Raw genomic sequence first — 15000 nt, forward strand, 5'->3', positions numbered from 1 at the left:
GGGTTAAAATGGTGGCTTGGACATGTCCGCAAGACGGCCGCGAACGGCAGCCGGATCAAAGATGGCGGCTTCGCCGATGAGAACCAGGCGGCAACCCGGCTGGCTTTGCGACAGCCGGGTGAGCGAGGCGCGGCGGCCGACCATCTGCAGAAGAAAACTGTTTCCCGGTTTTTCGACAAAATTCACGATGCCCTTGGCGCGGATCAGCATCGGCGACAGTGCCTGGATGACCGCCTGAAAGGCGCCGGCATGGATGGCTTCCTCCGATTGCCACTCGACCGCGGCGAAGCGCGACGCGTCGACGGGCATGCCATCGCCGTGCGAGCCTGCCGGAGCGAACAGCGGCCGGTTGGTGACGAATAGTGCGTCGATCGGCATCGTCTCCTCGCCGGTATCAAAAATCATCGCCTTGTTCTGAGCACCGAGATTTGCCCGCAAACCGGATATTTCGCCCGGGGCGAGGCCCGCGGTCTTGGCAAGCGCGATAAAGTCCGCAGCCGCAACCTGTGCACGCCATAGGTCATCCTGCCTGCGCTGGGGATTGCTGGCGACTTCGTCGGCGTCAACAACCGCAACGACCGCATCCAGCCGCACGGCATCGCGCAGGATCGGGTCCATCAGCGCTTCGGTGATGCCGCGCGGATCGGCAACGCCGCTGGCCTCGATCAGGATATGATCGGGACGGACCGGCCGGGAAAGGACAAGCTTGAGCGTGCGCAGCAGATCGCCTTGCAGCGTGCAGCAGATGCACCCGTTCTGCAGGCCCACAACGCTGTCGGCACTCCCGGCAATGAGGTCGGCATCGATGTTGATGGCGCCGAAATCGTTGACGATGGCGCTGATGCGGCGGTTCTGTGCCTGCGCCAGCAAGGTGTTGATGAGCGTTGTCTTGCCTGCACCGAGAAAGCCGGTGACAACCAGGACCGGGATGCTCACCGGTCACCCCGCCGGATGGCGCGGCCGGGTGCTGCATTCAGATCGAGGGTACCGTTCGAAATAACCGGCTGGCCATTGACCAGAACATGGCGCATGCCATCCGAGGGGAGGTTCATCCGGGCGAATGTCGCCCTGTCCGCAACCTGTTCCAGATCGAATATCACGATGTCTGCGTCGCAGCCTGCCTGCAGCCGGCCTTTGCGCCGGAACAGCGGCGCGCAGCGCTCGACAATCCGTGCGGGGATGAGCGAGCATTTGGCGATGGCCTCACCGAGAGGCAGCATCTGGCGCTCGTGCACCCATTGCCGCAGGAAGCGGGTGAAGGTGCCGGAAGAGCGGGGATGCGAGGTCTTGTCGTCCCCGAGTGGCCATTCATCGCCTTCATAGAGCCCGCCGTCCGGCTGTGTCCACGGCATGGCGTCCGAGGCAATGGCGCCTCCGGGATAAAGCACGGAAATATCCAGAAGCGCGCGGTCGGCAGCATTGTCTTCGGTGTCGAGGAAATGCCAGAGCACAAGCGCCGACGGATCCGCCTCCCGCGATGCCAGCAGGTCGTCGATGTCGCGCAGGCGGCGATGGGTCGTCACCAGTTCGATGGCGTCGTAGCCCGTGCCGGTGCGTTGCGAAAAGGCCGGATCGGCAAAGAACCCGGCGCTGACAATCGTCGAACCGGTGCCGTAGGGATAGGCCTCGGTGGTGATCTTCAGCCCCTGCGCCTGGGCTTTGGCGATGAGTTTTGCCGCGCGGTCGACGTCCTGGAGGCTGGTCGAGTTCAGGTGACAGATGTGCATGTGGGCGCCGGTGGCCGCGGCAAGGCCGATCAGGTTGACATAGGCCTCGATCGAACTTTTGGGATCGATGTTCGACATCTGCGCGATGTGCGTATAGGTCGGCGTATCGGTTTCGGCGGCAAGATCGCAGATCAGGCTCATCTCCTTTGCGCCTGCGCCGGGCGCGTAGCCGTTGGGGATGCCGATCCCCAGGCCGCCTTCCTCGATTCCCTGCCGGGTGAGGGCGACGATCCTGTTCGCTTCCGCCTCGTTTGCCGCCTGAACCGACCATCGCGGATCGTCCGCACCGCGCCCCATGACGGTCAGGGACGCCTCGCCATCCTGCAGTTCGAGGCCGATCATCACGGCCTTGCGCGCAAAAATCCACGCGGATGCGGTGCCATAGTTGAGCACGCGGCGCACCTGCGCCTGCCGCTTGTACCAGGCGCCGACCGGCAGGGCGCCAACCTCCAGTTCCAGCGCGGTGGTCACCCCGTCAAAAGCCTGCATCCGGTCGGCGGGTACCGACTGGCCGTGGGCGTGAATGTCGATGAAGCCGGGTGCAACAACAAGGCCCGTGGCATCGATGACCTGCCGCGCCGCGCCCAGATCATGCCCCACGGCAACGATACGGTCGCCGGTAATGGCCACGTCCGCAACCGCATCAAATCCGGTTTCCGGATCGATCACGCGGCCGCCGCGGATCAGGATATCAAGCATGCATGGCTCCTTCTGCCGCCCGGCGCTTTTTGCCGGGAACCGCCTCGATCAGGCGGCGGGTGTAGCTGGATTGCGGGTTGCGGAAAATCTGTCCGGTCGGTCCGACTTCTTCCAATATGCCATGGTTGAGAACACCGACGCGCTGGCAGAGATGATCGACGACCGAGAGGTCGTGCGAGATGAACAGCATCGCCAAACCCTGCTCGGTACAGATCGAGCGCAGCAGCTGCAGGATTTGCGCCTGGCTTGAGACATCGAGCGCTGATACGGGCTCGTCGGCGATCAGGAGCTTGGGCTTTGACGCCAGCGCCCTTGCTATGGCGATGCGCTGACGCTGCCCGCCGGAAAACTGGTGCGGAAAGCGATTGATCCAGCCGGAATGCAGGCCGACCTGTTCCATCAGCTCGGCCGCGCGGCTGGTCAGGGCTGATCCCGTCAGGTCCGTATAGGATTTGAGCGGTTCGGCCAAAAGGTCACGCACGCGCCATCGCGGGTCAAGCGATGCATAGGGGCTTTGAAAGATCATCTGCACATCGCGCCGCTTTTCCCGCAATGCCTTTCCCTTGAGCGCCAGCCAATCCGTTCCATCGAATGTCACCGACCCGGCACTGGGCTGGGACAGCCGTGCGATGATGCGGCCGATGGTTGATTTGCCCGAGCCGCTTTCGCCAACGAGACCAAAGGCTTCGCCGCGGCTGATCTGGAAGTTGACATTGTTGACGGCAATGAGTTGCCTTGGCTTGGCGAAGAACCCTGCCGACAGGGCGAAGCTGCGGATGAGACCTTTGACTTCGAGGAGAATATCGTCAGCCATGGGGTGCTCCTGTGTTCATGTGCCCCGAGCCGAAGCCCGGCCGGGCCTTCAGGAGGATTTGCGTGTAGGCGTGTTGCGGGTTCATCAGCACGTCATCCACCGGGCCTGCCTCGACAACAACGCCGTCCTTCATGACCACGACATCCCGGCAGACATCACTGACCACGTCGAGATCATGGCTGACAAGGATCAGCGCCGTTCCCTGTTCGCGGCAGAGAGTCTGCATAAGCTCGAGAATCTGTGCCTGCACGGTCACGTCGAGCGCGGTGGTCGGTTCATCCGCGATCAGGAGGCTGGGCTTCAACGCAATGGCCGCGGCGATCACCACCCGTTGGCGCATGCCGCCGGAGAGCTGGTGCGGATAGCTGTCGATCCGGCGCCCGGCATCCTTGATGCCGACCCGTTCCAGCAGTTCCAGGCAGGCCGCGCGAATGGCGCGCCGCGACATTTCCGGCCGATGCCAGCGGAAAACCTCGCCGATCTGATCGCCGATGCGCATGACCGGGTTGAGGGTTGCCATGGCGTCCTGAAACACCATGGCAATGCGGTCGCCGCGCAGTTGCCGCCACGCGCTGCGCGAAAGTGTCAGCATATCGCGTCCCTCGAAGGTGATGGTGCCGCCGAGAACCGCCTTGGAGGCATCGGTCAGGCCCATCAGGGCGAAGCCGACCGATGATTTGCCTGACCCGCTTTCACCGACGACGCCAAGGACGGAACCGGCACTGATGGAGAAGCTGACGCCATCGACCGCGCGGATAAGCCCGGTGCGGCTGGGATAGTCGACCGTCAGATTGCCGACGGACAGAAGGGGAGATGCCGCCACCATCACATCCTCTCCAGCCGCGGATCGAAATAATCGCGCAGGAAATCACCGAAGAGGTTGATGCCGACGGAGGAAATCAGCACCGCAATTCCCGGCGCGATGACGATCCATGGCTGGTCGTAGAGAAAGTCGCGTCCTTCCGCGATCATCACGCCCCAGGAGGCCGTGGGCGGTTGAACGCCGAGGCCCAGGAACGAGAGCGACGCCTCGGAAATGATCACCAGCGCTATGTCGAGCGTGGCCATGACCAGCACTGCGGGCAGCACATTGGGCAGGACATGGGTTGCAATGATGCGCAGCTGCGAAACGCCCATGGTGATGGCCGCATCGACATAATCGAGCTTGCGGATGCGCATGGTTTCGCTGCGCACGATGCGGGCAAAGTTGATCCAGAGCGCAAAGGACAGGGCCATGACCAGGGTTGCGAATCCCGGCCCGAGAACCGCCATGAAGATCAGCGCCAAAAGGAGAAACGGGAAGGCGAGCTGAAAATCGACTGCCCGCATGATCAATGTATCGATCCACCCGCCGAAATAGCCGGCCAATGCGCCCAGCACCGAGCCGATGACCAGCGCGATGGAGACCACGATCAAGGCCACCTGCACCGAAATCTGCGCGCCCATGATCGTGCGGCTGAAGATATCGCGGCCCATATTATCGCCGCCAAGCAGGTTGCGGGTGCTGCCTCCCGCCTGCCAGGCTGTCGGGGCGTATCGCCATTCGATCACCTGCTGGGCGTGGTCATAGGGCACGATCTGCCGTGCGAAGAGCGCACAGGCGACAACCAGCATGATCAGAAACAGGCCTGTCAGTCCCTTGGCGCTGCGCCCGAGGCTGGAGAGGAAGCTGCGTTCCTGCTTGGCGGCGGGTTCGGTACCCTGCGTGCCGATGGGAATGGTTGCGATGTCAGTCATCACGCACCCTTGGATCGATGAAGCGATAGAGAATGTCGACGGTCAGGTTCAGGACGATGAACAGGACGGCCGAGACGAGAACGACGGCCTGGATGATCGGATAGTCGCGCACATGGATGGAATCGACCGCAAGCCGCCCGATGCCGGGCCATGCGAACACGGTCTCGATCACCACCGTTCCGGACAACAGCGCACCCATCTGCAGCCCGGCCAGGGTGACCACCGGAAGCAAGGCGTTGCGCAAGGCGTGGCGCAGCACGATCCGCAGGCGCGGGACGCCCTTCGCCGTGGCGAAGGTGATGAAATCCTGTTGCAGGACTTCCAGCATCGCCGAGCGGATCACCCGGGCATTGACGGCAATGAGCACGAAGGCGAGCGAGATGGCAGGCAGGATGAAATAGCGGAACGCGTTCCAGAAAACCGAGAATTTTCCCTCAACAACGGCCTTTCCCACGGCCAGAAGCGCCGAACCCCGATAGCCGGATGCCGGAAGCCAGCGCAGTTCGATGGAAAACCAGAGGATCATCAGCACCGCCAGGAGGAATCCCGGTGTCGATACGCCGAGCACCGCAATGAACGTGCCGGTGTAGTCAAGCCAGCTGCCGCGTTTGAGTGCCGTGGCAATGCCAAGCGGAATGGCGAAGATGAAGGCCAGCACAAGTGCCCAGAAGGCAAGTTCGGCAGTGGCCGGCAGCCGCTCCGCGATCAGCTTGGTCACGGGCACGCCCTGGCGGATGGATGTGCCCATGTCACCCTGCACGGCATGGCCGAGATAGCTGGCAAACTGCTCGGGAATGGAGCGCGTGAGCCCCATCCGTTCGCGCAGGCGATCCATGTCAGCAACGCTCATGCCCGGATTTCCCGCCGCGATCACGTCCACCGGATCACCGGGAACCAGCTTCACCAGCGACGAAACGACGAGGACGACACCCAGAATGATGACACATGCGTAGAAGAACCGTGAAACGAGCAGCTTCAGCATCGATCCGCGCCGTTCATTCACTGATACCGAGCAGATCGGGACGTAACTCTCCGGCTGTGTTCATGCGTGCATCGACGACATCTTTCGAAACCACGGCAAAGTTGAGCGGCTCGAACAGCGGCTTCCAATAGGCTTCCGTGACGACGAAAGCCTGGATCTTGTCCAGGATATCCTGGCGGGCTGCGGTATCCGCCGTTACGCGCTGCCGGGCGATCATGGCGTCAAGGTCCGCATTCTCGTGGAATGCCCGGTTGAGCGAGCCCTTGCTGTGCAGGAAGGGGTAAACCACGTCAGCCTCGCCATAGGCATATGTGCTGATCACCATGTCCTGTTCGCCCTTGGAGGTAACGGCGGACCATTGGGCGATGGGCATGGTCTCAATGGCGACGTCGACACCGATATCACGCAACTGTGCCTGAACAACTTCGGCGGTGCGCCGGATGATGGGATTATCGGATGTGACCAGCTTGACCTTCAGACCAGGCGCAATCCCCGCCTCGGCAAGAAGCGCCTTGCCTTTTGCAGGATCGTAGGCATAGCCCAGCTCCGCAGTCTTGGGCGAATATCCCACAATGGAACTGGCGATGGGCGATGTCGCGGCCACGGCCAATCCGTCAAGGGCAAAGGCGATCAGCCGTTTCTGGTCGATGGCATGGCAGAAGGCGCGGCGGACAACGGGATTGTTGAACGGAGGCCGCTTCTGGTTGAACACCAGCGCGCGCATCAGCTGCGCCGGCCGTTCTATGAGCGTGGCATCGGGATTGTTGCGCAGGCGCCTGATGCCATCCAGCGGGACGGAGTTGCCGGTATAGATGGCGTTGATTTCGCCGGTTTCAAAGGCGGCCATGCGTGTCGCGTCTTCCGGATAATGGAAGAACTCGACCGCATCGATGCGGGCAGGGGTTGCGATGGGCGCATAATCATCATTGCGCTCCAGCCGCATGCCGCGATCGGTCGACCAGGAAACGAGGCGGAACGGTCCTGCTCCGACGGGGCGACGGCCATACTGGTCTCCGTCCGCTTCCACGGCCTTGCGGGAAATGGGAGCGGCATATCCAATCGTCAGCCCCTCCCAGACCGGAATGAACGGTTCGGTAAAGTGATAGGCGACCTGCAGGGGATCGATCACTTCGGCCCGTTCAAGCGGACCGAGGACAAACACGCTTGACGAGGCGGTCTTGGGGTCGAGGTGGCGGGCAACCGTCCACGCCACGGCCTCGGCATCACAGGGCGAGCCGTCATGAAATTTCACGCCGGGTTTCAGCTTGAAGGTGAGGGTCCTGTTTTCATTGCTGAACTGCCAGCTTTCGGCAAAGGCGGGGATCACTTCGCCCTCAAAACCGCGCCGCGCCAGCGGTTCGTAGATCAGGTCCATGGTCGTCGAGGAGACCGACAGCGTCGTCTTGTGCGGATCGAGCGTATCTGGCTCCTCCGCGCGGCCGACCCGCAACGTTCCGCCGGTTTGCGCCGCCCCGGCATTGCTGCCGGGCAGCCCGAGACCGGCGGTCATGCCAAGCGCTGCAGCGCCTGTCAGGAAGGTCCGTCGTGAAAGCACGCTGCGCCGCAAATAATCCCGCGTCAGCAAGTCGAATTCCTGGGGAGACATTTTCCGTAGGGACATGGGTAGCCTCGCTGATGGGATCAGATTTTTGTGAAAGCCAGTTTCCTGATGCGATCGGAATTGAACTCAAATCCCGATCCGGTCACGGTCAGTGTCGCCGTCCACGGCAGGCCCGGACGCATATCGGCACCGGGCTGCAGCAGGAACCACAGGTCCTTGTCGGCCGCGACAAGGGGGGCGTTCAATGCGCCGAGATCGGAGCGCATGCGGAATTCGCCCGCGCTGTCATCGCCGGTGATCTCCACGTCGAAACCCTGCGTGCTGTTGCGGTACTTTCCTGCAAGCGGCCTTGCCGCCCTGGCTGCCGGTTGCATGGGGGCGAAAACACGCGGCATGCCGCAGAATGTGCCGTCGATCTTGCCGTCCGTGCGCGGTACAAGCACCAGATCGGTGATACCCCGTTCGGGCTTGGGTCCATGGGCTGCGCCGAAGTCAAAGGTGCCGCCGCCGCCGGCATTGAGGAATGTTGCAACACCATTGGTGTCGACGATTTCGAAGACATCGGATCCGCCTTCCTGCCGGTAGCGTCCCGGCGCAAAGGTGACGGGTTTTGGCGTTTCATTGCCGAAATAGATGTCGGCAATTCTGCGCGCAACGCTGAATGGCGCGATCTGGTCGTGGTTGGCGATGATCACGATGCCGAGGCCGTCATCGACGAAGCGGGTCGATTCCGATTTGCCGCCGGCAACCGTTCCGCCATGCCCCACCACCCGGCGGCCGCGATAAACGTCGGAAACAAGACCGAGGCCGTAAGCGCCGGTTGCGCCGTTGTTGAATGTCCATCGCGTGGACATGCGCTCATACATGGCGGGCGTGCCGACTTTCGGCGCAAACAGGTTCTGCTGCCACACCACCATGTCGTCAAGTGTCGAAATCATGCCGCCTTCGCCGCCCAGATCAAGGCCCCAGCCGAGATTGGCAAAGCCATCCGGGCGCAGGGTGTAGTGCGCGGCCAGCCGTTTCATCGCGGCGTTGTCACGGATCAAGAGCGAGGTGTCATCCATGCCCAGCGGCCCGGTGATCCGCCTGCGCAGGGACTCATTGAACGAGGTGCCGTCGAGTTCCTCGACAATCTCCGAAAGCATGAAGAAACCGGCATTGGAATAGAGCATGGCGCTGCCGGGTTTGAAATTCAGCGCGTCCTGGCGGGCGATCACGTCGCGCCCGGTCTGACGGGTGGAGGGCGCAAAGATCGACAGGCCGCCAAAGATCATGCTCTCGAGATGATCGCGGTATCCGCTGGTATTGGCACACAAATGGGCGAGGGTGACCGGATGTTCGAGCACCGGAACATAGGGCAGATATTTCTGCACCGCGTCGGCGAGGTTCAGTTTCCCCTCGGCCTCCAGCATGAGGATCATCAGCACGGTGAACTGTTTGGTCTGAGATCCAATACGCAGGATGGTCTTGCGGTTCATGGCGACGTCATCATTGATATTGGCCAGGCCATAGGCATTGGCAAATACCTCCTGGCCGTGCTCCGTCACCGCGACGACGGCACCTGGCGAACCGGGTTTTTGAAAATCCTGAAACAGTGCATCTATCCGCTTGGCGAAATCCGCCGGCATCTTGCTCATACAGGTCACTCCCTACCTTATGATTGTTTGCGCAAGCGCGGGCGAAGACCGCGCTCGATGATGGCAAGAGGGAATATCGAAAGGCTCCGGCGCACCGCCATGGATGGCGCACCGGGCAGGTGTCAGATGGTGGAAGTCCGACAAAATGTGGAGCCCATCAGAAGACGCGATCGCGTTGCTGATGTTCTGCTTGTCCTTGTGTTCCCTTTTTATATGGGGTGAGGCTAGAAAGTTCGTTTCAAGGTGTCAAGTTATTTTCTTATACACTAAAAAAATTGCCTATATGCTAATTTCATCTTTGCCGCCGCGGCGCAGACAGCATGGGTCAGAGGGCGCAATTGCCCTCAATGCGTGGGTGTCTCGGGATTGGGACGGACGTACCGCGATCCGCTATTTTCAGGCGACTTCGACCCGGTTGCGTCCGCTGGTTTTGGCGCGATAGAGCGCCTTGTCGGCGGCTTTCAGCAACGCTTCCATGCTGGTGTGTTGTCCGTTGAGGCTGGCGACGCCGGCGCTGACCGTGACGCTGACGCTCTCAAGCTCCGTGGAAAAACTTGCAAGCTCGATTTCGCTGCGCACCCGCTCGGCGAGTTGATTGGCAACGTTTTGCGGCGTGTTCGTCAGCAGCAGGACGATTTCCTCGCCGCCATAGCGGACAACGACGTCGGTGATGCGGACATTCCTGCGGATGATGGCCGCGACATCCGCCAGCACCATATCGCCGGTGTCATGGCCCCAGCGGTCATTGATGGCCTTGAAATGGTCGATGTCGATCATGACCAGCGAGCAGTGGGCCGCCTTGGATTTGTTGTCGTTCATGGCCCGAAGCGCTGCGCGGTCAAAAGCGCGGCGGTTCTGCAGCTTGGTCAGCGGGTCCACCCAGGCTTCATGCTCGAGGGCCCGCATGATCCGCAGGCGGGATTTTTCCCGTTCGAGAAAATCCGAAAGAATGACGACATTGGCGACGTTGGCAACAACGACGGCAACGAGCGGAAAGCCGATGATCGTGGCAACGATGTCGTGCGGCAGCAGGCTGATGGAGACGAGCGACAGCGATGCGAGGAGGCCGGTCACAACGGAACGTGTCAATCCGATGGGAAGCTTGCGCACGGGGATAAGCGCAACCCCGAATCCTATGGTGCAAATGAGGACAATCGAAATCAGTCCCGGCACCACCCCGACGCCGCCAAGCCAGATCCGGTATGCTGCCATGAGCAGCGCGGCAACGATTGTGCCGACCGGGCCGCCATAGGGATAGGCAATGGCAAGCAGCGCCGTCCGCCCGTCAAAGATGACGCCCGGCGCGATGACAACCGGGTCGTTCATGGACAAGATGCCGCCGAGCGCCAGCAGGACACCGACGGCTGCGCCCTTTTTCCACCCCTTCGAAAAGGTGCGGATGACGATGGAATAGCTGAGAATGACAAGCGCCGTCAGGCCAAGAATACGAACAACACCCGTCAATAATATACTGTAGTCCATGTGGCCCTCTTGGCGTTTCCGTATCAAACCTGGCCGCGGTCAATGACAGGCATATCAGATCAGCGAAGACAGAATGTGGCAAGCGCCAGCCTGTCACATTTTGTCACTGTCTTCACTTGCCGTGTATAGGTTGAGAAAAGGTCAATTCGGCGTGCCATGGATGAAACGTTTCATCAGGGGCGCTGTTTTCTCCAGCGCGGACGGGCGGCTATCGTGACAAAGCGGAGAAGCCATTCCAGCGGCCCGTACTGGAAGCGGCTCATCCACCAGGTGCTCAATATGAGCTGCACGCCGAATATGCCGAGCGCGATGAAGATGCCGGTCATTGGCGCAGTCATTCCGATCAGGCCGAAGCCATAAGCGTAGAACAGCGTGGCACAGATTGCCGACTGCAGCAGGTAATTGGACAGCGCCATGCGGCCGACGGGTGCCAATAGGCCGGATAGCGATTTACCGTTCACGCTCTGAAACAGAAACATGGCTCCTGCAATATATGCCCCTGTCAGGAACGGGGCTGTGAGAATGCCGACGGCAAGCCCGGCCATGTCCCAGATGGAGCCGATCAGGTAGACGGAGCACCAGCCATAGAAGATCGCACCGGGAAGACCAATGGCAATGCCGCCCGCCAACAGGCGCCGGAAGAGCCATTTATAGTCATCAAAACGCAGAAAGACTTGGCGTTTTCCCGCGGCGAGACCGAGGAGGAACATCGCCAGAGCGCAGGGTGCCTGAATCAATCCGATCACCATCCAGATGGTCGACAGCTCCTCGATATGCTGCCCGATCACCGTGGCGGGCGAGCTTCGATAGGCCAGCGCGACGGCGTCGGCATTGGCCCTGATCGCATCGGGATTGCCGGATGGCGGCTCCGATGCAGCCAGAAGCGCCATGATTATCCAAAGCAAGGCAGTGCCGATGACGAGCCACTTGGCCAGTTTGAGTATGCGCGCCTCATCCTGGTTGCGGAGCATCAGGAGCACCACGCCCAGCACCGCATAGGTTGTCAGGATATCGCCATGGAAAAGCAGCACGGCATGGACAATGCCGATGATCCACAGACCCGCCTGCCGGCGCAGCAGACGCGGCAGGAAGGATTTGCCCGCCTTTTCCGCCGACTGCATTTGCAATGTAAAGCTGTACCCGAACAAGAAGGAAAACAGCAGGTAGAACTTCGTTTCGAAGAGGCAGGCGATCAGAAAGCGCGCACCCTGATCGACGGGACTGCTGAAGGCGGGATCCGGGATTTCCGCACCGTAAAATGCCGAGGAAAATGCCATGATATTGACGAGGAGAATACCCAGGAGAGCGAAGCCCCGCAGGGCGTCAACGTTGACAATGCGGTCCTGGGTCAGGCTTGAAACACTCAATCTGGTCACACCTTCTGAAAGCGGGGATTTCTGGTCAGGAACACTGCAGGTCTTTGGCCGGCATCGGCATTCCATCGTTGGTCCGGCCGATTAGACATGCCTGGATTGCGATAGAATTACGCGGGGGGCGATTGCGGGAAATGGCGTTTCGCCAGAACGTCCTAGGGAAAATGCCGATGGATATGAATTATAATTCACGCAATGAATTATATTGACAGCCGTTGCGGCATAGGCTTAGTTAATCCTGCCAGCACTCGAGGAGGATTGCTGGTCTTCATAAGGAACAGCGGCCGCCATTCAAGGCGCCACACACCAATGGGAGGGGCTTCGGCCTCGAGGAGGACACTTGCGCACTTTTCTGGGCACGACCGCCATGGCGGTCCTTGCGACCACACTCTTTGCATCTTCGGCAAGCGCGGAAACGGAAAATCCGTTTCGCTGCAAGCCCGGTGAAAAATACGTCATGAACGTCATGGTTTCGGGCGTTGAATACTGGTTCCCCGTCTATGAAATGTTCAAGCAGGCGGGCAAGCAGCTGGGCTGCGAGACGGCCTATACGGGCACGCCTGAATACGACGTCAACAAGCAGATCGCGAGTTTCGATCAGGCGCTCGCCCAGAATCCCGCCGGCATTCTGGTGCATCCGATGAATTCCGATCCTTTCATCGAACCGATCAACCGGGCGGTCGATCAGGGCACTGCCGTCGTCACCTTTGCTGCGGACTCGCCGCTGTCCAAGCGGATTTCGTTCATTACCTCGGATAACAAGCGTGAAGGTATCTATGCCGCGGACGCCATCGCCACGAAGCTGGGCGGCAAGGGCGAATATGCCGTTCTGGAAAATCCGGGCCAGGACAATCATGATCGCCGCGTCACGGCCTTCATCGACCGGATGAAGGAAAAGTGGCCGGATATGAAGCTGGTCGGCAGGGCGGCATCGAACCAGGACCCGACAAAGGCGTATCAGGGCCTGATGAGCATCGCCCAGGCTAATCCCAATCTGGCAGCCGTCTTCATGCCGGAAGCCAACTCGGCCATTGGCGCCGCACAGGCCAACAAGGAAAGCGGCGGCAAGATTCTTGTCATGTGCGCCGACGTCAATGCCAATATTCTCGACATGATCAAGGCCGGTCAGGTCTTCGGCTCGATCAATCCCAATCAGGGCATGCAGGGCTATATGGGTTTCATGCTCCTCTGGTTCGCCAAGCATCCGGAACTGATCGATCCGATGAACGATGCCAAGCGTGCGGGCACCAACCCGATGAGCATCCCGTTCGTCGACAATGGCCTGTCCATTGTAACAGCCGACAATGCGGATGACTTCTTCTGGGACAAGTACCTCAAGCGCCGCGGCACCAAGGGGATCGACGAGTAGTCGTCGCAGATGGCTATCCGGGCCTGCAAGGTCCGGATAGCCTTGGCGAACGGGAGGGAGGAAGGCGCCATGGCATCGGAACCGGTCTTGAGTATCCGCGGTATCACCAAGCATTTCGGGGCCGTAAAGGCATTGACGGGGGTCGACTTCACCCTGGCGCGCGGCGAAGTCCATGCGCTTTGCGGTGAGAACGGTGCCGGAAAATCCACGCTGATGAACATTCTTGCCGGCGTCCTCCAACCCGATGCTGGCGAGATCCTGCTGGATGGCAAGCCGCAGAAGATTGGCTCGCCTTCGGTTGCGCAGTCACTGGGCATCGGACTGGTGCATCAGGAGATCGCGCTCTGCCCCGATGCCAGCGTTGCCGAGAACATTTTCATGGCGGCCACCAGCCGCCGCCGGTCATTTCTGATGAATTACCGCAAGCTGGAACGCGATGCGCAGGCGGTCATGGACCGCCTCGCACCCATTGACGTCCGGCAGAGGGTCGGCGACCTGGCGATTTCCAGCCAGCAGCTGGTGGAGATTGCCAAGGCGCTCACGCTCGACTGCCGGGTGCTGATTTTCGATGAACCGACCGCCGCGCTGACGGAAGCGGAAACGCGGATACTTTTCGGCATTATCCGGGAACTGAAGGCGCACGGCATTTCCATTATCTATATCAGCCACCGGATGGCGGAGATTTTCAGCCTGTGTGATCGCGTCACCGTGCTGCGCGATGGCCGCTATGTCTCCACCGAGGATATTGCCGATGTCACCCCCGATGACGTGGTGCGGCGCATGGTCGGGCGTGAAATCACGCAGCTCTATCCTTCGAAGCAGACGGATGCCGAGCGCTCGGACGCGGTGATATTGTCGGTCCGCAATTTGGGCGACAAGGAGCGGTTTTCCAATGTGTCGTTTGATCTGGCGCGAGGGGAAATTCTTGGGATTGGCGGGCTTATCGGGTCCGGACGCACCGAAATCGCCGAGGGCATTTGCGGCCTGCGTGCGGCCGTCGACGGTGAGGTTTCCCTGCACGGCAAGCCGCAGGCCATTCGAACCTATGCGGATGCGGTCAAAGCAGGAATTGTCTATCTCTCCGAAGACCGCAAGGGCTCGGGCGTTTTCCTGGACCTGTCGATTGCCCAGAACATTTCTGTCCTCAATCTGAAGGCAGTCACCGGTCATCTCGGCTTGATCGATGCCAAGGCCGAAGGCCAGCTCGCCAGCGATTTTGCGCGCAGGCTTGGCGTGCGCATGAACCACGTCAACATGCCGGTGTCGTCGCTCAGCGGCGGCAACCAGCAGAAGGTGGCCATCGCCAAGCAGCTTGCGGTCCAGCCGCAAGTTATTCTGATGGACGAGCCGACGCGCGGCATCGATGTCGGCGCGAAATCGGAAATCCACCAGCTTCTGCGCGAACTTGCCCGGTCGGGGATCGGCATCATTGTTATTTCCTCCGAGCTTCCGGAGCTTCTGGGCCTGTGCGACCGGGTGCTTGTCATCCGCGAAGGTACGGTAGCCGGTGAACTCGACGGCGGCGAAATGAGCGAAGAAGCCATTATCCGGCTCGCATCTGGACTGAAACATACAACGGCGCGTGCACCAGAACATGCAGCCTGAAGAGCGATTGGGAG

General features: G+C 60.7%; 12 protein-coding genes. 2 read left to right on the plus strand and 10 right to left on the minus strand.

What is annotated here, in order from left to right; genetic code table 11:
- Positions 1 to 3: 3 nt before the first annotated feature.
- The 10 genes from C5750_RS09030 to C5750_RS09075 form a co-directional block, all read right to left on the minus strand.
- Positions 4 to 936, minus strand: a complete 933-nt coding sequence (locus C5750_RS09030) for a CobW family GTP-binding protein (protein ID WP_105733530.1) — start codon at positions 934 to 936, stop codon at positions 4 to 6.
- Positions 933 to 2426 (minus strand): amidohydrolase family protein, encoded by a 1494-nt coding sequence (locus C5750_RS09035; protein ID WP_105733531.1) that lies wholly within the window; start codon positions 2424 to 2426, stop codon positions 933 to 935. Before C5750_RS09035 ends, C5750_RS09030 begins: the two co-directional genes overlap by 4 nt.
- A complete protein-coding gene (locus tag C5750_RS09040; protein ID WP_105733532.1) occupies positions 2419 to 3240 on the minus strand; it encodes an ATP-binding cassette domain-containing protein in 822 nt (273 codons plus the stop codon). The genes C5750_RS09035 and C5750_RS09040 overlap by 8 nt, the downstream gene beginning before the upstream one ends.
- Entirely contained in the window at positions 3233 to 4066 is an 834-nt protein-coding gene (locus C5750_RS09045; protein ID WP_245421051.1) for an ABC transporter ATP-binding protein, read from the minus strand. The genes C5750_RS09040 and C5750_RS09045 overlap by 8 nt, the downstream gene beginning before the upstream one ends.
- Positions 4066 to 4977 carry an ABC transporter permease gene (locus tag C5750_RS09050; RefSeq protein WP_105733533.1) on the minus strand — a complete coding sequence of 304 codons (912 nt, stop codon included), beginning with the start codon at positions 4975 to 4977 and terminating at the stop codon, positions 4066 to 4068. The genes C5750_RS09045 and C5750_RS09050 overlap by 1 nt, the downstream gene beginning before the upstream one ends.
- Positions 4970 to 5959: an ABC transporter permease gene (locus C5750_RS09055; RefSeq protein WP_130502093.1), complete on the minus strand. Its 990-nt coding sequence runs from the start codon at positions 5957 to 5959 to the stop codon at positions 4970 to 4972. Before C5750_RS09055 ends, C5750_RS09050 begins: the two co-directional genes overlap by 8 nt.
- A 13-nt stretch (positions 5960 to 5972) precedes the next feature.
- Positions 5973 to 7580 carry an ABC transporter substrate-binding protein gene (locus tag C5750_RS09060; protein WP_105733535.1) on the minus strand — a complete coding sequence of 536 codons (1608 nt, stop codon included), beginning with the start codon at positions 7578 to 7580 and terminating at the stop codon, positions 5973 to 5975.
- Between the two features lie 20 nt (positions 7581 to 7600).
- The gene (locus C5750_RS09065; protein WP_105733536.1) at positions 7601 to 9157 is read right to left on the minus strand and encodes a serine hydrolase domain-containing protein; all 1557 of its coding nucleotides are present in this window, start codon (positions 9155 to 9157) and stop codon (positions 7601 to 7603) included.
- A gap of 396 nt (positions 9158 to 9553) precedes the next feature.
- Entirely contained in the window at positions 9554 to 10639 is a 1086-nt protein-coding gene (locus C5750_RS09070) for a diguanylate cyclase (RefSeq protein ID WP_105733537.1), read from the minus strand.
- A 173-nt stretch (positions 10640 to 10812) separates the two neighbouring features.
- On the minus strand, positions 10813 to 12015 hold the full coding sequence (locus C5750_RS09075; RefSeq protein WP_199538041.1) for a DUF418 domain-containing protein: 1203 nt from the start codon (positions 12013 to 12015) through the stop codon (positions 10813 to 10815).
- Positions 12016 to 12352: 337 nt separating this feature from the next.
- Between C5750_RS09075 and C5750_RS09080 the strand changes: the two genes are divergently transcribed.
- Together C5750_RS09080 and C5750_RS09085 are read left to right on the plus strand one after the other, a co-directional pair.
- Positions 12353 to 13381, plus strand: coding sequence for a substrate-binding domain-containing protein (locus C5750_RS09080; protein WP_105733539.1), 1029 nt, complete (start codon positions 12353 to 12355; stop codon positions 13379 to 13381).
- 69 nt (positions 13382 to 13450) lie between these two features.
- Positions 13451 to 14986, plus strand: coding sequence for a sugar ABC transporter ATP-binding protein (locus C5750_RS09085; RefSeq protein WP_105733540.1), 1536 nt, complete (start codon positions 13451 to 13453; stop codon positions 14984 to 14986).
- Positions 14987 to 15000: the final 14 nt, after the last annotated feature.

This window comes from Phyllobacterium myrsinacearum (genome assembly GCF_002980555.1).
GTDB classification, from domain to species: Bacteria; Pseudomonadota; Alphaproteobacteria; order Rhizobiales; family Rhizobiaceae; genus Phyllobacterium; species Phyllobacterium myrsinacearum.